Source organism: Vibrio sp. HENC-03 (assembly GCF_000305755.2).
In the GTDB taxonomy this organism is placed as follows: Bacteria; Pseudomonadota; Gammaproteobacteria; order Enterobacterales; family Vibrionaceae; genus Vibrio; species Vibrio owensii.
On record NZ_JH976131.1, the window covers coordinates 82,704 to 103,500 of the forward strand.

The window sequence follows — 20,797 nt, forward strand, 5'->3', positions numbered from 1 at the left end:
AACCTGCAATGTTGCGCAAATGTTAAACAAAAAGTGAATATTTAAACGAAAAAATTGGGTCACAAAAGCGACTTTTCGTTGCATTCTCAAGTCACAAAATTGTAGGATACTTACACAACCCCGTCGTTTTTGTGACTTTTATTACAACATCAACTGCGGGAATTGTCGGCGATACCCCGCTCCCACCTATATAAGTCACTAAATTGTGGCAATAAATAAAGGGATATCACCAAGGATTGTTTTTCTCGCAAAATTTTTCCTGCGAGATACGGAAAGGAATCAAGACTGGTCAACCTCGGCCAGTGGCGAATCATAAATATAAAGGACAAGACGCAAAGAGCGCACCTAAGGCAGTCGAGATCTGTCCGGGATTCTTGCGTCGACATTGAACTGGAAGGATGTATCTATGGTAGATAGAGAGCAAAATTCACAGGGTCTGTACACTCCGGAGCTGGAGCATGACGCTTGTGGTATCGGTTTTGTTGCTCACCTTAAAAACCGTAAATCTCATGAAGTAGTGACTCAAGCATTGGATATGCTGGCTCGCATGGAACACCGTGGTGGTCAAGGTTGTGACCCATGCAGCGGTGATGGTGCGGGTATCTTGCTACAAAAACCTCATGAATTCCTATTAGAAGAAGCCGTTAAGTTAGGCATTAAACTGCCTTCGTTTGAAAAGTATGGTGTTGGTGTTGTTCTTTTCCCGAAAGACGAATACAAACGCGAACAGTGCCGTGACATTCTAGAACGTAACGCACAGCGTCTAGATCTTGAAGTTATCGGCTACCGTGTATTGCCAACCGATAACTCGATGATCGGTGCAGACCCACTAAGCACAGAACCTCAGTTTGAGCATGTGTTTATCTCTGGTGGCCCTGGCATCACACCTGAAGAGCTAGAGCGCAAACTGTACGTACTTCGTAACTACACTGTACGTGTTTGCCTAGAAAGCGTTTCGAACATTGGTGACGACTTCTACATTAACTCCATGTCTTACAAGACATTGGTGTACAAAGGTCAGTTAACGACCGAGCAAGTACCTCAGTACTTCCTTGATCTGCAAAACCCGACCATGGTGACTGCACTAGCACTTGTACACTCTCGTTTCTCTACCAATACCTTCCCGAAATGGCGTCTTGCACAGCCTTTCCGTTACATTGCCCACAACGGTGAAATCAATACAGTTCGCGGTAACTTGAACTGGATGAAAGCCCGTGAAGCAATTCTAGAATCAGACCTGTTTACTCAGGCTGAAATCGACATGCTTCTTCCAATCTGTCAGGAAGGCAGCTCGGATTCATCTAACTTTGACATGGCACTTGAGCTCCTAGTTCTTTCTGGTCGCAGCCTGCCACATGCATTGATGATGATGATCCCGGAAGCATGGCAAGAAAACAAAAACATGGATCCTAAGCGTCGCGCGTTCTATCAGTACCACGCGAACATCATGGAACCATGGGATGGTCCTGCTTCAGTATGTTTTACTGATGGTGTTCAAGTTGGTGCGACACTAGACCGTAACGGTCTGCGCCCTTCTCGCTACACAGTGACCAAGGATAACTTCCTAGTGATGGCATCAGAGTCTGGTGTTGTGGATATTGAACCAGAGAACGTTGAGTTCCGTGGTCGTCTACAGCCAGGTCGTATCTTCGTTGCAGACCTAGAGCAAGGTCGCATCATCTCTGATGAAGAAGTGAAAGACACTATTGCAACGGCGCAGCCTTACGAGAAGTGGGTAGAAGAAAACCTACTGAGCTTGAAGAAGCTGCCAGATGCGAGCAACCAGTTCAGCCAGCCTTCTCCAGAACGTTTGCTTCACCGTCAACAAGCTTTCGGTGTGAGCACTGAAGAAGTGAACGAAATCATCGTTCCAATGGCGAATGATGCGAAAGAACCATTGTCAGCAATGGGTGCCGACTGGCCTCTTGCGGTTCTATCTCATCAGTCTCAGCATCTTTCAAACTACTTCAAGCAGCTGTTTGCACAGGTAACTAACCCACCGATCGACCCGATCCGTGAGCGTATGGTTATGTCGCTGAACACTTACTTGGGTAAAGACCAAAACCTTCTGACTGAAACACCACTTCACTGTCAGAAAGTTGAATTGGAATCGCCTGTTCTAGCGAACTCTGAGCTTGAGAAATTGCGTGCGATCGATAACGAGCACCTACAAGCGAAGACGCTGGATATCGTATTCCAAGCTAATGAAGATCAAGGCAAGCTTGAGCGCGCACTAAAACGTATTTGCCAATACGCAGAAGACGCGGTTATCGATGGTTACTCAATCATCCTACTAACTGACCGTGCAGTGAACTCAAACCACGCGGCGATTCCAGCAATGCTGGCAGTTGGCGCAGTACACCACCACTTGATCCGTAAAGGTCTACGTGCAAAGTGTGACATCGTGGTTGAAACCGGTGATGCGCGTGAAACGCACCACTTTGCAACACTACTTGGTTACGGTGCAAACGCGGTTAACCCATACCTAGTTATTGAAACCATCATTGAGCTTCAACGTACCAAGAAGTTGGATCCAGAAGCGAACCCTCGCGATCTGTTCAACAACTACCGTAAAGCGATCAATGGCGGTCTTCTGAAGATCTTCTCGAAGATGGGTATCTCTACGCTACAGTCGTACCACGGTGCGCAAATCTTCGAAGCGTTGGGTATCCACAAATCAGTGGTAGACAAATACTTCACAGGTACAGTTTCTCGTATCCAAGGTCTCACCCTTGATGATATCGCCAAAGAAGTGCTGATCCGTCACCGCATCGGTTACCCACAACGCGAAATCCCAATTCAAATGCTGGATGTTGGTGGTGTTTACCAATGGAAACAGCGTGGTGAGAAGCACCTATTCAACCCAGAAACCATTTCTCTACTGCAAGAGTCTACGCGCAACAAGAACTACGATCAGTTCAAGCAATACGCGACTGCTGTAGATAAGCAAGGTGACAACGCGGTAACTCTGCGTAGCCAACTTGAGTTCATTAAGAACCCTGCCGGCTCTATCTCTATCGATGAAGTCGAGCCAATTGAAAGCATCGTGAAACGCTTCGCGACCGGTGCAATGTCATTCGGTTCTATTTCTTACGAAGCACACTCCACACTGGCTGTTGCGATGAACCGCCTTGGCGCGAAATCGAACTCTGGTGAAGGTGGTGAAGACCCAATGCGTTTCGAACGCAAAGAGAACGGCGATTGGGAACGCTCTGCAATCAAGCAGGTGGCTTCAGGTCGTTTCGGCGTAACCTCTTACTACCTAACTAACGCTGAAGAGCTACAAATCAAAATGGCTCAAGGTGCGAAGCCAGGTGAAGGTGGTCAGCTACCAGGCGATAAAGTAGATGATTGGATCGGTGCAACACGTCACTCTACTCCGGGCGTTGGCCTTATCTCGCCACCGCCACACCACGATATCTACTCAATCGAAGATTTGGCTCAGCTGATCTACGACTTGAAGAATGCGAACCGCGCGGGCCGTGTAAACGTGAAGCTGGTATCAGAAGCAGGCGTAGGTACGATCGCTTCTGGTGTAGCGAAAGCGAAAGCGGACGTTGTACTAATCGCAGGTTTTGATGGTGGTACTGGTGCATCCCCAATGTCTTCAATCCGTCATACCGGTCTTCCTTGGGAACTTGGCTTGGCAGAAACGCACCAAACGCTACTGAAGAACGGTCTACGTAACCGTATCGTGGTTCAAGCGGATGGTCAGATGAAGACACCTCGCGACCTTGCAGTGGCAACACTACTTGGTGCAGAAGAATGGGGCGTGGCAACCGCAGCATTGGTGGTTGAAGGTTGTATCATGATGCGTAAGTGTCATAAGAACACCTGTCCTGTTGGTATCGCAACTCAAAACAAGACGCTTCGTGAGCGCTTTGATGGTCGCGTAGAAGACGTCGTAACCTTCTTCCAATACATGGCACAAGGTCTACGTGAAATCATGGCTGAACTTGGTTTCCGTACTATCGATGAGATGGTCGGTCAAGGTCAGAAACTGAAGATTCGCCAAGACGTTTCTCACTGGAAATACAAGAACCTAGATCTGTCTCCTGTTCTTCACGTTGAGCAACCACGCGAAGCTGATGGTGTATTCAACCAAGCTCAGCAGAACCACAACCTAGAAGAAGTGCTAGACCGCAAGCTGATTCAAGCAGCGATTCCTGCACTCGAGAAAGGCGAAGCGGTGAATGCCGAATTCCCTATCGTCAACACAGACCGCTCTGCAGGTACCATGTTGTCGAACGAAATCTCGAAAGTGTACAAAGATGCAGGTCTACCTCAGCCAATGAACGTGAAGTTCAAAGGCTCTGCGGGTCAGTCATTCGGTGCATTCCTCGCTAAGGGCGTGAAGTTCGAAGTGGAAGGCGACGCGAACGACTACTGGGGTAAAGGCTTATCTGGCGGTACGTTAGTACTTTACCCAGATGCGAAATCAAGCATTGTCGCAGAAGACAACATCGTGGTTGGTAACGTGTGTTTCTACGGTGCAACTTCGGGTGAGTCTTTCATTCGCGGTATGGCAGGCGAACGTTTCTGTGTTCGTAACTCAGGCGCGAAAGTAGTAGTAGAAGGCGTCGGTGACCATGGTTGTGAATACATGACTGGCGGTGCAGCAATTATCCTTGGTTCAACAGGTCGTAACTTTGCCGCAGGTATGAGTGGCGGCGTGGCTTACGTCTGGGATAAATCAGGTGACTTTGAGTCAAAACTGAACCCAGAGCTAGTAGACCTAGACCCAATCGAGCAAGAAGACAGAGATCTATTACTCGACATGCTAACTAAGCATGTTCAATTCACAGGAAGTGAAGTCGCTCAGTCTTTCCTAGACAACTTTGAAGCAAGCCTAGCCTCTATGGTTAAGGTAATGCCGCGTGACTACAAAGCGGTTCTTCAAAAGCGTAAAGCTGAAGCACAGTCTCAAGGAAACGAAACTCAAGTGGAGGCCGTATAATGGGTAAGCCTACTGGATTTTTAGAGCATGGTCGTGAACTACCACAGAAGATCGACCCAGCTGAACGCATCAAGAACAACAAAGAGTTCGTTCTGAACGAGGAGTTTGGTGACAAGATCAATACTCAGGCTTCTCGTTGTATGGATTGTGGTGTGCCGTTTTGTCATAACGGCTGCCCTATCGGTAACATCATCCCAGAGTTTAACGATGCGGTTTATCGTGATAGCTGGGAAGAAGCATGGAACATTCTAAGCTCAACCAATAACTTCCCAGAGTTTACTGGTCGTGTTTGCCCTGCTCCATGTGAAAGTGCTTGTGTACTTGGCATCAACCAAGACCCAATCACTATCTGTAATATCGAGAAAACCATCGTAGAAACAGCGTATCGTGAAGGGTACGCCAAACCAAAAACCCCACGTTCTCGCACTGGCAAAACCGTTGCGATCATCGGTTCAGGTCCTGCTGGCCTTGCGGCTGCTGAGCAGCTAAACAGCGCCGGTCATACTGTGACGGTATTCGAGCGAGACGAGAAAGTAGGCGGTCTGCTACGTTTTGGTATCCCAGATTTCAAACTGGGTATGGATGTGATTGATCGTAAGATCAACCTAATGGCAGAAGCGGGTATTGAATTCAAAGTTAACCAACATGTTGGTGTTGATGTGAATGCTCAGCAGCTGCGTCAAGAATTCGATGTGGTTCTACTAACGGGTGGTTCAACCGTTCCTCGTGATTTGCCAGTTCCGGGTCGTGAACTAAAAGGCGTTCACTTCGCAATGGAATTCCTAGGTCAAAACAACCGCCGTGCCAACAATATGGATCTTAAGGGTGAAGAACTTCACGCCGCGGATAAACATGTTGTCGTTATCGGTGGTGGTGATACGGGTTCTGACTGTGTAGGTACATCAAACCGCCACGGTGCAGCAAGCATCACTCAGGTTGAAATCATGCCGATTCCACCAGAGAAGCGCCCTTCTAATATGCCATGGCCACAGTACCCAATGATCCTACGAACGTCGACGTCTCATGAAGAAGGTGTTGATCGTCACTGGAACATCCTAACCAAAGAGTTCATCGGCAATGACAAAGGTGAAGTTACAGGCCTTCGTTTAGCTGATATCGTTTGGCAAGATGCGAAACCAGGCGAGCGTCCAAGCTTCAAAGAAGTAGAAGGTAGCGAACGTGTGATCCCATGTGATATGGCATTCCTAGCGATGGGCTTCCTGCACCCAGAACCAACAGGTGTGCTTGCTCAATTGGATATCGCGCTAGATGATCGCGGTAACGTAGCAACTCAAGGTTTTGCTACTAACCAAGAAGGCGTATTTGCTGCTGGTGATATGCGAACAGGCCAATCTTTGGTGGTTCGTTGTATCAATGAAGGCCGCGAATGTGCCCGTGCTATCGATGATTACCTAATGGGTGGCACGAACCTAGAAGCAAAAGCAGATTCACTGATGCTTTCTGCTTAAAGGGAGTACGCTCACTTCCTCTTTTCGAGGCATAAACCCAGCCATCAGTACTATCGATGGCTGGTCGTCAGGAAAGAAAACAGTTCCTTCCAATCTTTTTATTTTGACCAGCATTTTGTGCTGGTCTTTTTTATTCCCGTCAGAACCAAATGTTACTTTTTTGTAACAATCACTTTTCTATCTCACTGTTTTTCTTGAACTATTTCAGCCAATTAAATGGTAAATCGCATATTCACGCGATGATTCACTAATAACTTGACCTTTTTTACAATAAGCTATAGCTTGTGAAGTTGGTGAAAATAAAACACACAATTTTTGTTAAGATATTTGACGAATTTTATTGAATAGATATACATAAAACTTAGAAAGTGACGCATAGTTAGTCATCATTATCAACTTGAGCAGTGTTGATATATCTGTCGGGATGACAGATAAGCAAAGGGAGAATTGCAATGGCTCTTTATGATCCAAGTCTTGAGAAAGACAACTGTGGATTTGGCTTAATCGCGCACATGGAAGGCGAGCAAAGTCACAAGCTGGTACGTACAGCAATTTCTGCACTTGATCGAATGACCCACCGTGGTGGTATCGCCGCCGATGGTAAAACCGGTGATGGTTGTGGTCTTCTTCTACAAAAGCCCGATTCCTATTTACGCCTTATCGCTGAAGAAAATGGCTTCAACCTTGGCAAGCAATACGCCGTAGGGATGATTTTCTTCAACCAAGACCCGGTGAAAGCTCAACTCGCCAAAGACATCATCAACAAAGAGCTCGCACAAGAGACTTTGACGGTAGCAGGGTGGCGTGAAGTACCAACCAATTCAGAAGTACTCGGCTCAATCGCCGCCGATTCACTTCCAGACATTCAACAAGTCTTTATCTCTGCTCCGGCAGGTTGGCGCGAGCGTGACATTGAGCGTCGTCTCTACATCGCACGCCGTCGCATCGAGAAACAAATTACTGAAGATCCTGATTTCTACATCTGTAGCTTGTCGACACAAGTTTTGGTGTACAAAGGCTTGTGCATGCCTGCGGACTTACCGCGCTTCTATCTTGATCTTGCTGATCTACGCATGGAATCAGCTATCTGCCTTTTCCACCAGCGTTTTTCTACCAACACTCAACCGCGTTGGCCATTAGCTCAACCGTTCCGTTACCTTGCTCATAATGGTGAGATCAACACCATTGAAGGTAACCGCCAATGGGCACGAGCGCGAGCTTACAAGTTCTCGTCACCACTGCTGCCAGACCTACAAACCGCAGCACCGTTTGTGAACGAGACAGGTTCAGATTCTTCCAGCTTAGATAATATGTTGGATCTATTCCTTTCTGGCGGTATGGATATCTTCCGTGCCATGCGCATGCTTGTGCCACCAGCATGGCAAAACCACCCAGACATGGACCCGGATCTGCGAGCGTTTTACGACTTCAATTCTAAGCACATGGAACCATGGGATGGTCCGGCAGGTATCGTATTGTCTGACGGCCGTTACGCTGCCTGTAACCTAGATCGAAATGGTCTGCGTCCTGCACGTTATGTGATTACCAAGGACAAATTTATCACCCTAGCATCAGAGGTAGGGATTTGGGACTACGCTCCCGATGAAGTTGCCGAGAAAGGCCGTGTTGGTCCGGGTGAGCTGCTGGTTGTCGATACTCGTAAAGGGAAGCTTTGGCAGTCTAGCGAGATCGATAACGATCTGAAATCCCGCCACCCTTACCGCGAATGGATGGAAAACAACGTTCGCAAACTCACTCCTTTTGCTCAGCTACCTGAAGATCAAGTGGGTGAGCGCAGCTTTGATGAAGACTTACTCAAGACTTATCAAAAGCAATTCGCCATGAGCAATGAAGAAGTCGATCAAGTACTGCGTGTCCTTGGTGATATGGGACAAGAAGCGGTCGGCTCCATGGGTGATGACACCCCGATGGCCGTTCTGTCCTCGAAAGAGCGCTTGGTAACTGATTACTTCCGGCAAAAGTTTGCTCAGGTAACTAACCCGCCAATTGATCCATTGCGTGAAAAACACGTTATGTCACTGGCGACCAGTATTGGTCAGGAGATGAACGTCTTCTGTGAAACCGATGGCCACGCCTACCGAGTGACCTTCGATTCACCAGTACTACTTTACTCAGACATGCAGCAATTGCTTGAGCTTGGTGACGATCACTACCGTAATACCATTCTCGATATCAATTACGATCCACAACAAAAAAATCTCAAACAAGCCATTGATGATCTGTGTGAACAAGCAGAACAGGTCGTACGTGAAGGCACGGTTCTAGTCGTGCTTTCAGATCGCGCTTTAGTCAAAGGCAAACTGCCAATTCCTGCAGCAATGGCAGTCGGTGCGGTTCAAACTCGCTTGATCGATGCCAACTTACGTTGTGATGCCAACATTGTTGTTGAGACCGCAACAGCTCGTGACCCACACCAATTTGCCGTCTTGCTTGGCTTTGGTGCTACTGCGGTTTATCCATACCTTGCTTATGAAGCACTAGGTAAGCTGATTGATGATAAAGCGCTAGAAAAAGACTATCGCGATGTGATGCAAAACTACCAATACGGCATCAACAAGGGTCTGTACAAGATCATGTCGAAAATGGGGATTTCTACTATCGCTTCTTACCGCTGCTCGCAACTGTTTGAAGCGGTTGGCTTGAGCCAAGAAGTCGTCGACTTATGCTTTAAAGGCGTGACGACTCGTATTGAAGGCGCGAACTTCGACGACTTCCAACAAGATTTGTACAACCTTTCTCGTAAAGCTTGGGCGAAACGTAAAGCTATCGAGCATGGCGGCTTATTGAAATACGTCCACGGTGGTGAATATCACGCCTACAACCCAGACGTGGTTGGCACACTGCAAACTGCGGTGAAATCAGGCGAAAGCAACGATTATCAGAGCTTTGCTAAACAGGTGAACCAACGCCCTGTTGCCATGCTGCGTGACTTAATGGCGCTGAAAAAATCAGACACCCCACTACCACTTGAGCAAATCGAGCCAAGCACAGAGCTATTCAAGCGTTTTGACTCGGCGGCGATGTCCATTGGTGCACTTAGCCCAGAAGCGCACGAAGCACTTGCAACAGCGATGAACCGTCTTGGAGGTTACTCTAACTCAGGTGAAGGTGGTGAAGATCCACGTCGCTTCGGTACAGAGCGTAACTCGCGCATCAAGCAGATTGCTTCCGGGCGATTTGGTGTCACGCCTCACTACCTTACCAATGCAGACGTACTGCAAATCAAGGTGGCACAGGGTGCGAAGCCAGGTGAAGGTGGCCAGTTACCGGGGCACAAAGTCACCGCAGAAATCGCAAAACTGCGTTATTCGGTACAGGGTGTGACTCTGATTTCCCCTCCTCCGCACCACGATATTTATTCGATTGAAGATTTAGCCCAGCTGATCTTCGACCTAAAACAAGTCAATCCAAATGCGCTGGTTTCGGTGAAGTTAGTTTCTGAACCAGGCGTAGGCACCATCGCAACAGGTGTCGCGAAAGCCTACGCTGATCTTATTACCATCTCGGGTTACGACGGCGGTACCGCAGCAAGCCCATTAACCTCAGTGAAATACGCAGGTAGCCCTTGGGAATTGGGACTGGCAGAAACCCAACAAGCACTGGTTGCTAATGGTCTACGTCATAAGATTCGCCTGCAAGTAGATGGCGGTCTAAAGACTGGCCTAGACGTGGTGAAAGCGGCGATTCTCGGTGCAGAAAGCTTCGGTTTTGGTACTGCGCCGATGGTGGCAATGGGTTGTAAGTTCCTACGTATTTGTCACCTCAACAACTGTGCGACTGGCGTTGCAACTCAAGATGAGACACTACGTAAAGAGTACTTCAAAGGTCTACCAGAAATGGTGATGAACTATTTCATTGGTCTGGCGGACGAAGTACGTGGATTACTTGCTGAACTTGGTGTTGAAAAACTAACTGACTTGATTGGTCGTACCGATTTGTTGGAAGCCGTTGAAGGTATGACAGCAAAACAAACCAAGCTGGATTTGTCGAATATCCTTGAAGCACCAACCTCTCCAGAAGGACACCCTCTTTACTGGACACAGCCAAACACACCATTTGATAAAGCAGAGCTAAACAACAAGATCATCGAAGACGCACTACAAGCGGTTGAAAAACGTCAATCTGCTAGCTTCTTCTACAACGTGATCAACACCGACCGATCTGTGGGTGCTCGCCTATCAGGTGAAATCGCTCAGCGCTACGGCAACCAAGGCATGGCGGCAACGCCAATCAAACTGCACTTGGATGGCACTGCAGGCCAGTCATTTGGCGTTTGGAACGCGGGTGGCGTAGAGCTTTACCTGACCGGGGATGCCAACGACTACGTAGGTAAAGGCATGGCTGGCGGTAAGGTGGTTATCAAACCTCACCTTGGCACTGCATTTAAGTGTAATGAAGCGACCATCATTGGTAACACCTGTCTGTACGGTGCGACCGGCGGTAAGCTGTTTGCGGCGGGTAAAGCAGGTGAGCGTTTCGGCGTACGTAACTCAGGTACGATTGCTGTCATTGAAGGCGCTGGCGATAACGCTTGTGAGTACATGACTGGCGGTATTGTTGCCATTCTTGGCGCGACAGGCGTGAACTTTGGCGCAGGCATGACTGGCGGTTTTGCTTACGTATTGGATGAGAACCAAGACTTCCAAGGTCGCGTGAACAATGAGTCTGTTGAAGCGATTTCTCTGTCGGATCTCTACATCCACCAAGAGCACTTACGTGGATTGATTGCCGAACATCTTGAAGAAACCGGCTCTAGCCACGCAGAAGATATCTTGGCGAACTTTGATGAATGGATTCCAAAGTTCTACTTGGTGAAACCACAAGCGGCGGACTTGCGCACGCTACTTGGCCACCAGAGTCGCAGTGCCGCAGAACTGCGCGTTCAAGCCCAGTAATCATGGAGGATGTTTGAATCATGAGTCAGAACGTTTATCAATTTATCGATGTTCAACGCGTAGATCCTGCGAAGAAGCCTATCAAAGTTCGTAAGATCGAGTTCGTTGAAATCTATGAACCGTTTACCAAACAACAAGCGACTGCGCAGGCGGATCGCTGCTTGGATTGTGGTAACCCATATTGTGAATGGAAGTGCCCAGTCCACAACTACATTCCTCAATGGCTAAAGTTAGCCAATGAAGGTCGTATCCTTGAGGCCGTTGAGCTATCGCACCAAACTAACAGCTTGCCTGAAGTTTGTGGCCGAGTATGTCCACAAGATCGTCTGTGTGAAGGCTCTTGTACTCTCAATGAGGACTTTGGCGCTGTCACCATAGGTAATGTTGAAAAATACATTACCGACAAAGCCTTTGAAATGGGCTGGAAACCTGACATGTCTAAGGTGGAGTGGACCGATAAAAAGGTTGCCATCATTGGTGCAGGCCCAGCAGGCTTGGCTGCCGCTGATATCCTAGTGCGCAATGGAGTGAAACCTGTCGTATTTGACCGCTATCCTGAAATTGGAGGCCTACTGACCTTCGGTATCCCTTCGTTCAAGCTTGAAAAAGGCGTGATGGAAAACCGCCGCCGCGTCTTCACCGAGATGGGCGTAGAGTTCCAGATGAATGTCGAAGTAGGTAAAGATGTGCAGATGCAAGAGCTACTTGATGAGTACGATGCCGTCTTTTTAGGTGTTGGTACTTACAAGTACATGCGTGCGGGACTAGAAAATGAAGGTGCGCCGGGTGTCTACGATGCTCTGCCATTCTTGATTTCAAATACTTACAAGGTCATGGGCTTGGAGCACGACAAACCTTTTATCGACATGGCAAAACAACGCGTCGTTGTACTCGGTGGTGGTGATACCGCAATGGACTGTGTTCGTACCTCAATCCGCCAAGGCGCATCAAACGTGGTATGTGCTTACCGTCGTGATGAAGCCAATATGCCTGGCTCTCGACGCGAGGTGAAAAACGCTAAGGAAGAAGGCGTGAAGTTCATGTTCAACCTTCAGCCTTTAGGAATTGAAGTGGATGCGTCAGGCAAAGTCTCAGGGGTCAAAGTGGTGAAAACTGCCCTTGGTGAGCCTGATGAAGCGGGTCGTCGCCGTCCAGAACCAGTAGAAGGCAGCGAGCACGTTTTACCAGCAGACGTCGTTATCATGGCGTTTGGTTTCCAGCCACACAAAATGGACTGGCTAGCTCCGTTTGATGTCGACTTGGACCAATGGGGCCGTATCAAAGCTCCTGCGAAACAAGAGTTCCAATTCCAGACCAGCAACAAAAAGATCTTCGCTGGTGGCGATGCGGTACGAGGCTCAGATCTGGTTGTGACCGCGATTGATGAAGGTCGAAAAGCCGCAGAGGGTATTCTCGATTACCTTGAAGTTTAATCACTGTTAACGTCTCAAAAAGGATCCTACTATTGGATCCTTTTTTCTTTTATTACATATAATTAAATTCCTAAGATAAGGGATAAAACCAATGAAAAAAGCCGCTCTCCTTTCCATTACTTTGCTCGGCTTAACCGCTTGTAGCCAAGGAGTCACAACCATGACTGATCGTTCTCAATCACCTTGTGGTGACAAACCAAACTGTGTCTCCACCCAAGACACGCGTGAAGAATACAACCTCACGCCATTCACCCTAACCGAACCCACGAACATCGATGCAATTGAGCAAGTGGCGCTTGAACTGCCAGGCGCGAAGACAGCCGTTAAAGAAGACAATTACCTACGTATCGAATGCACATCTAAAATAATGCGCTTTGTGGACGATTTAGAGCTTAAAATCGAAGGCGACCAGCTCATTGTTCGTTCTGAGTCTCGCGTTGGCTATTCAGACTTTGGCGTGAACCGTAAGCGTGCCGAACAATTACGTTCACTGTTGGCGAATGCTGAGTTAATCAAATAACGACCACATATTGGTGCAGAGTGGTATACTCTCGCCAACTTAAATTTTTATCGAAAGAGAGTGTTATGAAAGTTGGTATCATCGGTGCGATGGAACAAGAAGTCACCATCCTGAAAGAAGCAATGACAAACTGCCAAACAGTAAGCAAAGCAGGTTGTACGTTTTTCTCTGGTCAGATTAACGACGTTGATGTGGTACTGCTTCAATCTGGCATCGGTAAAGTAGCGGCTGCAGTAGGCACAACTATTCTGCTAGACGAGTACCAACCAGATGTGGTTATCAACACTGGCTCTGCGGGTGGCTTCGATTCAAGCCTAAACCTAGGCGACGTTGTAATCTCAACAGAAGTTCGTCACCACGATGCAGACGTAACTGCGTTTGGCTACGAAATGGGTCAAATGGCAGGCCAACCAGCGGCATTCAAAGCGGATGAGAAGTTAATGGACCTTGCTGAAAAAGCACTGGCTCAGATGGAAAACACTCACGCCGTTCGCGGCCTTATCTGTACTGGTGATGCTTTTGTTTGCACAGCAGAACGCCAAGAGTTTATCCGTAAACACTTCCCTTCAGTTATCGCTGTAGAAATGGAAGCATCTGCTATCGCTCAAACTTGCCACCAATTCAACACTCCGTTTGTTGTTGTTCGTGCTATCTCTGACGTAGCAGACAAAGAATCACCAATGAGCTTCGAAGAGTTCCTACCGCTAGCAGCGAAAAGCTCTTCAGAAATGGTATGCAAAATGTTGGAACTGACTAAGTAAGTCCCCAGAATTTCATGGAAGAAATATTTCAACAGCTCTATGCCAATGGTGCGCTCCTCGTCATGTGGGGCGCATTACTATTCCATTTATTAATCCCCATTCCTCACGCCGCTCATCCTGTGACTTTGTGGCATAAATTCGCAGAACAACTGGCGAACAAAGTTAATAACAACCACAACTACTCACAAAGCATTCTCTCTGGCGGGCTCGCACTGCTTCTTATGCTTGTACCCTGCTTGATATTACTGCTCGCGATGAAGCCTTTAGTTTGGCAAGCGCCCTTATTTGAGCTGGCATTACTGCTTATTGCTCTTGACTGGCGAAACAACGAATCACTTGCGAAACAACTCGTCACTGCGATGTCGAATGAGAACAAAGTGCAGTGCCGAGAATTACTCAAGCCTTACCTTAACCGCGATACAGAGAGCTTATCCCTACTAGGCATTGGTAAAGCAGGTGCAGAGACCATCATCATGGGCTACGGACGTAACGTTGTGTGCGTGTTATTCTGGTATGGATTGACTGGTGGAATTGGCGCATTAATGTATCGCCTAACGGCAGAACTTGCTCGTGCTTGGTCCCCAAGTCGCCGTCAGTATTCACCTTTTGGTAAGCCTGCTATTCAGCTAACGGCTGCATTGGAGATTGTTCCTTTACGCTTGTTTGCCGTGTTCATTAGCATGGGTAAAAACCTATCGAGTGTTTCGACTGCCATGCTTCAACAAGCGAAGTCTTGGCCACTTCCAGGGCCAGCTTGGTTGTTGTGCTCGATTGGTAACAAGCTTCAATTGTCACTTGGCGGCCCAGCGCTGTACCAAGGTCAAAGAGCTGAACGAGCGAAAATTGGTGGTCGTATAGCACCATCGGCTATTCATTTAGCACAAATCCAAACCCTCATTGTATGGCGTATTTTTGCTTGGATCGTTATCCAAAGCCTGATTCTCGGACTCATTTATCAAGGACTATGATGAACAAACTTTGCTTTGCTCTTCCTCTTATCTTCTCTGCCGCTTCTTTTGCCAATGAACCAGCTCAACGCGTCATCAGCCTGGCACCACACTCAACAGAAATCGCCTATGCTGCAGGTCTTGGTGACAAACTGATTGCGGTCAGCGAGATGAGTGACTACCCAGAGCAAGCTAAAGATTTAGAGAAAGTATCAAACTATCAAGGCATCAAGTTAGAGCGCATCATTGCCCTTCAACCCGATTTGGTTATCGCTTGGCCGGCAGGTAATCCAGCCAAAGAACTTGAAAAGCTCAAGCAGTTTGGCATTCCTATCTACTACTCAACGACTGGAACGTTAGAAGACATCGCTACGAACATTGAGCAACTTAGCCAGTACAGTGAGAAGCCAGAAGTTGGGCAAAAAGCCGCCGCAGAATTCCGCGCACAGTTAGGAGCATTAAAAGAAAAATACAATACCGAGGATAAAGTCAGTTACTTCTATCAATTAAGCGAGAAGCCGATCATCACCGTTGCGGGTAAGAACTGGCCAAGTGAAGTCTTCACCTTCTGTGGTGGTGAGAATATCTTTGCTAAAGGCAGTGCCCCTTACCCACAAGTCAGCATCGAGCAAGTGATTACTCGCCAACCCGAAGTCCTGTTTACCTCTCGCCATGCCATGAGTAATGATGGCATGTGGGCTGAATGGAAAAACGACCTCCCTGCGTTAAAGAACAACCACGTTTGGTCACTCAATTCCGATTGGATCAACCGCCCAACCCCAAGAACCTTAAACGCGATCACAGAGGTGTGTGAACACTTTGAAACCGTTCGGCAAAAACGCTAACGTTTTCGTTGGAAATCCCGTACAATTTCCGTCCCATTTCTGTTCCCCCACAATTTGTTTAAAAGGTACCAAGTAACATGGACTCCATGCTGCTTTATATGATCGATTTATTCGGTACTGCTGTCTTTGCGGTTTCTGGCGTTTTACTCGCAGGCCGATTAAAGATGGATCCTTTCGGTGTGATCGTACTCGGTAGTGTGACAGCTATTGGCGGCGGCACTATTCGTGATATGGCGCTTGGCGCAACCCCGGTATTCTGGATCACTGACACCACTTATCTTTGGGTAATTTTCATCACTTGTTTGCTCACGATGATTCTCATTCGTCGCCCTAAGCGCTTGCCTTGGTGGGTTCTACCTGTCTGTGACGCCATTGGTTTGGCGGTATTCGTCGGTATCGGTGTCGAGAAAGCTCTCGCCTACAATGCTTCTGGCATGGTAGCGGTGATCATGGGCGTGATCACTGGCTGCGGTGGCGGCATTATCCGTGATGTACTGGCTCGTGAGGTACCCATGGTGCTGCGAAGCGAAGTCTACGCGACCGCATGTATCATAGGCGGAATTTTCCATACAACGGCATTGAGTATGGGACACGACCATTCAGTCGCCCTACTCGCAGGTGTCATCTCAACCTTGATTATTCGCCTTGGTGCGATTCGCTGGCACTTGTCACTGCCAACCTTTGCTATCAATCGCTGATCGATACCAATCAATTTATGCACAAGAGCCGACTGAAACGTCGGCTCTTTTTGTTTGTAAAATCACCTGTCGCTTCTCATCTCAAGCTTGGCTATATTAGGCCTATTATTCCCAACATTCATGGATAGACATGTTACTGGAAGGTATCGAAACACTATTAGTTTTAAGCAAAGCGAAAACAATGAGTCGCACTGGGAGTTTGCTGTATATCAGCCAATCTGCGGTGAGTAAACGTATCGCGAACCTAGAGAAAAAACTGGGAAAAAAACTTGTCGAACCGTCGGGGAGAACCATTAAACTCACACCTGATGGCATGGCTTTGATCGAGAATATTGGCCCTTCTTTTAACGAGTTACGTGGCCTTATCTATGAACAGCAAGAGCTAGAGGACACATCATTAATCACCCTCGATAGTTCAAAGTCTCTTATTGCGGGTTATCTTGGAAAAACCATTGGTGATTACCTCAAGCAAGATCAGTACTTAACCATAACCACCAACCACAGCCCTAGAATCGTTGAGCGAGTTCAATCCGGTAAAGCGACCATTGGGCTTTGTGCTGGTTTGCTTCCACCACATCACGGCTTGATGGCTTTCCACTTATGTGATGAACCTTTCTTCCTCGTTAGTGATCAGCCACTGAATGAACTACCGAAAAAAGTCATCACAAATGATTTAACTAACCCGTCCAATAGCTACCAACTGCCGGCATTAGAGAAAATCGGCATCAAACCATTGATGGAAATGGATGCCTACACTGCGGCTGCACAACTTGCACTTGGAGGGGCAGCGCCTGCATTAATACCGTTATCGATAGTGAGAGCGTTAAAGATCCCTGACCATAACTGCTTTATGTTCGAACAACTGACATCTTTAATTCGACCGATTCATATCTGCGTTAGGCAAAACGTGTACCAGTCACCAAGAGTTAAAACAGTGATAGAAACCATTGGTGATGTTGTTGCCAGAGAAGTTTCGCGGCCATCAGCATAGACATAGTAATCACCAAAGGTCGAATCCACTTTTGGCCTTTGGTCACCACTACTTTGGCACCAAGCTGAGCACCAATAAAGCCCCCCACAGCCATGGTCAAACCGATTTCCCACACAGGCAAACCAGCAAGAATAAAGAACAGCAGAGCCGCGATATTTGAGGTGAAGTTGAGAATCTTAGTACGAGCGGTCGCATCAACCAAAGAGAAGTGACCCAGTGCGACAAAGCAAAGCGCAAAGATAGAGCCAGTACCAGGACCAAAAAAGCCATCGTAAAAGCCCACGCCGCCACCGACGCACAAAGCGAACATCGCTTCAGAGAGCTTTGGCTCCCCTTCCGCGGCTTTCGAAGTTGAAGAGAGCAAAAAATAGAGTGAAATCGCGATCAGCAAGACAGGGATAAGACTAGTGAGCACACCAGCATCGATAAACTGTACGGCCTCAGCACCAATGGCAGAACCAATAAAGGTACATAGAATCGCTAGGCGCATCTCTTTAAGGCTAACAATGCCATTACGCACAAAGTACCAACTGGCAGAAAAGCTTCCGAAAGAGCTTTGGAGTTTGTTGGTCGCTAATGCTTGAGTCGGGCTTAGCCCCGCAGCCAACAAAGCAGGTAGAGTCAAGAGACCACCGCCACCAGCCATCGCATCAATAAATCCCGCAGCGGATGCGACAAAAAACAATGCAATTAAAATTTCGAACGTAACTTCCACTTGTGCGCCCTTGTAAATATTTGTAACTAAGATGGAACAACGATAGCACTGCCACGCAAACGCACAAAAGGAAACTCAAGACACCAACCTATTCCAGATTTTCATCATTTAACTTAAAAAACAATAAATAACAAAATAGATTATTACACAAAGACTTTTAACTCCGCCCAATAAATAACAACGATGGCTTACCCCATCAATGAATTGATGCAAAATAATTATCAATCCAGATAACTAAAATTTAAAATCCATGTATCCAGTAACTTCTCAAGATAACTCACCAAATAAAGAAATCTATATTTTTTCAATCGAAAATTTTGACACTATACTAAAAGCATACTTAAAAAACAAAGTAGAGCTTACTCGTTGGGAGAATCTCAAAAAGGCATTCGAAAACTCTTCAAACTACTACGCATCTGCTGATGATTTAGTATTGTTGGCTAAGCTAACAAACTACATACATGGCACAAACACCATAATTAGTATTGATTATTTAAATGGACAGCCTCATCTAATTATGCAAGGTAGTCCGGTATTAAAGTCCAGGCTATCTGGTTTTACTAAACTGAGCTCTCCACCTATAGTAACCCACATTGCAATTGGAACTAAGGACACTATAAGTTCAGTTCTTAAAGGCGGGTTAATTACCGTTGTACTCGTTAGTTCATTCAGGGTATTAGATTTATTTTTCTCCGCAAAAAACAAACATACTTTATCTAAGTTTCTTGGTGCTGTTTCAACAGATATCTTGAAAGTAGGCATTTCAGCTGCTCTATCGATCCTTGCAGTAAAAGCTTCAACTGGTTTAGCTTACGCAAGCACAGCAATGACGGCCGGCCCTCTAATTTTAGCTATATCTGTCGGAATATTATCAGGCTACGCATTGAATAAGATAGATGAACACTACAAGATCACTACCAATCTTCAAAAAGCGATTCACAATATGATAAAAAGTAAGTCAATCCTCAATGAAGATATTAATAGTATAAAGTCAACTATTGTTAAAAACCTGAGAAATTCTGGATACCGAGGCGTATTTAAAGATGAATAATAACGAAATAAAATTAGAAAATAAAAAATACATTCTTATATCCTCGATAATCTTCTCCATAATTGGAGTCTTGATGATTAACATATCAACAGTTGAAATAATTAATTTTATCAATAACATAGAGGGCAAAGAAAGTAGTGTGAATTTTTCACGTTCATCCATAGCCTTAACTTCTGGGTCAATGTTATTTTTATTTTTCTCCTGCTACTCTTTAGTTGCATTAATTAGAAATAAAAAATTCTCCAAAAAGACAAATGATGTAATGTTAAAAATATTTTTTACAATATCTTTCATATCTATAATATCACCATACCCTGTTAGCTACTATTTAGAGGAAATTGCACTAGAAAATGGATATGAATACTCAGAAAAATTAAGCCAGTCCTGGTTATATGATAAGAACTACGTTTATATAAAGTGATAAAACTTAGAAACCTAATCTAATATTATCTGGATTAATTACTCTCTACATTCGATAGAAATAGAATGTTAATAAATGAGTAAAGGGCTATAATGATGACGCATGGTAACTACGATAGAACACAAGCATTATTCTACTTGATATTCTTACTCATATCATCAACCTCTCTATTTATATACTCACTAAAAGGCATAACTGGCTTCTATGGCAATATAACCACTAAAAGTGAAATAACAACTTTTGATCAAGTCTATGTATATATGCTTGGAGCGAGTTTTATTCTTTTTGAATGCTTGAGAATACTTGTCATCTCAATTATATCAAATAACTTTGTAACTAAGAGCCAATTCAAAAAATCAAGTAAGATTTTTTTAGCACTCTCCATAACTACTTTTTTATCATTATACCCTGCAACTATCTTAGCTGATGTATTTGCTAAGTCTAATAACTATACATGTAGCAAAGACGAATCGACTTACAATATTTTACTGGAAAAGAGAGTGTACAAAATAAATAAGTAAGTAGAGTTTATTTTATAACTACCACACTTATAGAGCTCAGAATGTGGAGTACTGTTCTAATTATGAATTACATTGTAATGTCGGGAACATACCAAATTTCAGTTTAAAAATTAAAGAGCGTCGCATGACTAAAATAGTTCTCCCTATAGCTTTATATCTATGCTTGACCATTGGTCTAGCAATAAGCCTAAGCATCTGGAATGAGTGGTTTTCTATCACTCAACAAATAGAACTCGATACTTATTTCATTCTCTCCGGTACCATAACTGCAACAGTAATATGTGTGCCAAACATTCTGACTATAAGCAAGGGCTTGAGTATCGCAGCGAAAGTAAACTTGCTCACCATTGCATTTATTCTTGTTACTTGCAGCGCTAATTTTGTTATTACAAATGGCAGTACTATTGCTTCATCTTTAGGGACGTTGCTTTCAGTTATCAGTTTGATGCTATACAAAAGTCCGCTCTACCAAGCTTTCTTAGCGCACTTCAATTCTCTCCATTTTAAGAAACCTTAAAGACAAAAAAGCCCGCTCAAATGAGCGGGCAATGA

At 45.8% G+C, this 20,797-nt stretch carries 14 protein-coding genes; 13 read left to right on the forward strand and 1 reads right to left on the reverse strand.

Annotation, left to right across the window (positions count from 1 at the left end):
- Positions 1 to 406: 406 nt before the first annotated feature.
- The 10 genes from gltB (VCHENC03_RS02520) (at position 407) to VCHENC03_RS0126255 (ending at position 17,537) form a co-directional block, all read left to right on the forward strand.
- Positions 407 to 4,957: a glutamate synthase large subunit gene (gltB, locus tag VCHENC03_RS02520; protein ID WP_005425388.1), complete on the forward strand. Its 4,551-nt coding sequence runs from the start codon at positions 407 to 409 to the stop codon at positions 4,955 to 4,957.
- On the forward strand, positions 4,957 to 6,426 hold the full coding sequence (locus VCHENC03_RS02515) for a glutamate synthase subunit beta (protein ID WP_009707718.1): 1,470 nt from the start codon (positions 4,957 to 4,959) through the stop codon (positions 6,424 to 6,426). The genes gltB (VCHENC03_RS02520) and VCHENC03_RS02515 overlap by 1 nt, the downstream gene beginning before the upstream one ends.
- 452 nt (positions 6,427 to 6,878) lie before the next feature.
- Positions 6,879 to 11,342, forward strand: a complete 4,464-nt coding sequence (gltB, locus tag VCHENC03_RS02510; protein WP_009707719.1) for a glutamate synthase large subunit — start codon at positions 6,879 to 6,881, stop codon at positions 11,340 to 11,342.
- 20 nt (positions 11,343 to 11,362) lie between these two features.
- On the forward strand, positions 11,363 to 12,775 hold the full coding sequence (locus VCHENC03_RS02505) for an FAD-dependent oxidoreductase (RefSeq protein ID WP_009707720.1): 1,413 nt from the start codon (positions 11,363 to 11,365) through the stop codon (positions 12,773 to 12,775).
- A 91-nt stretch (positions 12,776 to 12,866) separates the two neighbouring features.
- Complete coding sequence (locus VCHENC03_RS02500; RefSeq protein ID WP_009707721.1) at positions 12,867 to 13,295, forward strand: DUF1499 domain-containing protein; 429 nt, start codon at positions 12,867 to 12,869, stop codon at positions 13,293 to 13,295.
- Positions 13,296 to 13,360: 65 nt separating this feature from the next.
- Entirely contained in the window at positions 13,361 to 14,056 is a 696-nt protein-coding gene (gene mtnN, locus VCHENC03_RS02495; RefSeq protein WP_005436177.1) for a 5'-methylthioadenosine/S-adenosylhomocysteine nucleosidase, read from the forward strand.
- Positions 14,057 to 14,070: 14 nt separating this feature from the next.
- Positions 14,071 to 15,024 (forward strand): cobalamin biosynthesis family protein, encoded by a 954-nt coding sequence (locus VCHENC03_RS02490; protein WP_009707722.1) that lies wholly within the window; start codon positions 14,071 to 14,073, stop codon positions 15,022 to 15,024.
- Positions 15,024 to 15,848 carry a vitamin B12 ABC transporter substrate-binding protein BtuF gene (gene btuF / locus VCHENC03_RS02485; protein WP_009707723.1) on the forward strand — a complete coding sequence of 275 codons (825 nt, stop codon included), beginning with the start codon at positions 15,024 to 15,026 and terminating at the stop codon, positions 15,846 to 15,848. Before VCHENC03_RS02490 ends, btuF begins: the two co-directional genes overlap by 1 nt.
- Before the next feature lie 77 nt (positions 15,849 to 15,925).
- Positions 15,926 to 16,546: a TRIC cation channel family protein gene (locus tag VCHENC03_RS02480; protein ID WP_005425397.1), complete on the forward strand. Its 621-nt coding sequence runs from the start codon at positions 15,926 to 15,928 to the stop codon at positions 16,544 to 16,546.
- 130 nt (positions 16,547 to 16,676) lie between these two features.
- Positions 16,677 to 17,537 carry a LysR family transcriptional regulator gene (locus VCHENC03_RS0126255; protein WP_032803087.1) on the forward strand — a complete coding sequence of 287 codons (861 nt, stop codon included), beginning with the start codon at positions 16,677 to 16,679 and terminating at the stop codon, positions 17,535 to 17,537.
- Here VCHENC03_RS0126255 and VCHENC03_RS02475 read toward each other — a convergent pair.
- Positions 17,473 to 18,252, reverse strand: a complete 780-nt coding sequence (locus VCHENC03_RS02475; protein WP_009707726.1) for a TSUP family transporter — start codon at positions 18,250 to 18,252, stop codon at positions 17,473 to 17,475. The two genes, VCHENC03_RS0126255 and VCHENC03_RS02475, sit on opposite strands and share 65 nt — an antisense overlap.
- Positions 18,253 to 18,502: 250 nt before the next feature.
- On the opposite strand from VCHENC03_RS02475, the gene VCHENC03_RS02470 reads away from it, so the two are divergent.
- The 3 genes from VCHENC03_RS02470 (at position 18,503) to VCHENC03_RS27590 (ending at position 20,762) form a co-directional block, all read left to right on the forward strand.
- Positions 18,503 to 19,303: a hypothetical protein gene (locus tag VCHENC03_RS02470; RefSeq protein ID WP_009707727.1), complete on the forward strand. Its 801-nt coding sequence runs from the start codon at positions 18,503 to 18,505 to the stop codon at positions 19,301 to 19,303.
- Positions 19,296 to 19,724: a DUF1240 domain-containing protein gene (locus VCHENC03_RS0126260; protein ID WP_032803090.1), complete on the forward strand. Its 429-nt coding sequence runs from the start codon at positions 19,296 to 19,298 to the stop codon at positions 19,722 to 19,724. The genes VCHENC03_RS02470 and VCHENC03_RS0126260 overlap by 8 nt, the downstream gene beginning before the upstream one ends.
- Before the next feature lie 645 nt (positions 19,725 to 20,369).
- Positions 20,370 to 20,762 (forward strand): hypothetical protein, encoded by a 393-nt coding sequence (locus tag VCHENC03_RS27590; protein WP_157621239.1) that lies wholly within the window; start codon positions 20,370 to 20,372, stop codon positions 20,760 to 20,762.
- The last annotated feature ends 35 nt before the right edge of the window (positions 20,763 to 20,797 follow it).

What these genes read in the sequence shown, in the direction of transcription:
- VCHENC03_RS02500 (WP_009707721.1), top strand. Translation starts at nt 12,867, where the DNA reads ATGAAAAAAGCCGCTCTCCTTTCCATTACTTTGCTCGGCTTAACCGCT.
- gltB (WP_009707719.1), top strand. Translation starts at nt 6,879, where the DNA reads ATGGCTCTTTATGATCCAAGTCTTGAGAAAGACAACTGTGGATTTGGC.
- VCHENC03_RS02480 (WP_005425397.1), top strand. Translation starts at nt 15,926, where the DNA reads ATGGACTCCATGCTGCTTTATATGATCGATTTATTCGGTACTGCTGTC.
- VCHENC03_RS02490 (WP_009707722.1), top strand. Translation starts at nt 14,071, where the DNA reads ATGGAAGAAATATTTCAACAGCTCTATGCCAATGGTGCGCTCCTCGTC.
- VCHENC03_RS02505 (WP_009707720.1), top strand. Translation starts at nt 11,363, where the DNA reads ATGAGTCAGAACGTTTATCAATTTATCGATGTTCAACGCGTAGATCCT.
- VCHENC03_RS02515 (WP_009707718.1), top strand. Translation starts at nt 4,957, where the DNA reads ATGGGTAAGCCTACTGGATTTTTAGAGCATGGTCGTGAACTACCACAG.
- mtnN (WP_005436177.1), top strand. Translation starts at nt 13,361, where the DNA reads ATGAAAGTTGGTATCATCGGTGCGATGGAACAAGAAGTCACCATCCTG.
- VCHENC03_RS0126255 (WP_032803087.1), top strand. Translation starts at nt 16,677, where the DNA reads ATGTTACTGGAAGGTATCGAAACACTATTAGTTTTAAGCAAAGCGAAA.
- gltB (WP_005425388.1), top strand. Translation starts at nt 407, where the DNA reads ATGGTAGATAGAGAGCAAAATTCACAGGGTCTGTACACTCCGGAGCTG.
- btuF (WP_009707723.1), top strand. Translation starts at nt 15,024, where the DNA reads ATGAACAAACTTTGCTTTGCTCTTCCTCTTATCTTCTCTGCCGCTTCT.
- VCHENC03_RS0126260 (WP_032803090.1), top strand. Translation starts at nt 19,296, where the DNA reads ATGAATAATAACGAAATAAAATTAGAAAATAAAAAATACATTCTTATA.
- VCHENC03_RS27590 (WP_157621239.1), top strand. Translation starts at nt 20,370, where the DNA reads ATGACTAAAATAGTTCTCCCTATAGCTTTATATCTATGCTTGACCATT.
- VCHENC03_RS02470 (WP_009707727.1), top strand. Translation starts at nt 18,503, where the DNA reads ATGTATCCAGTAACTTCTCAAGATAACTCACCAAATAAAGAAATCTAT.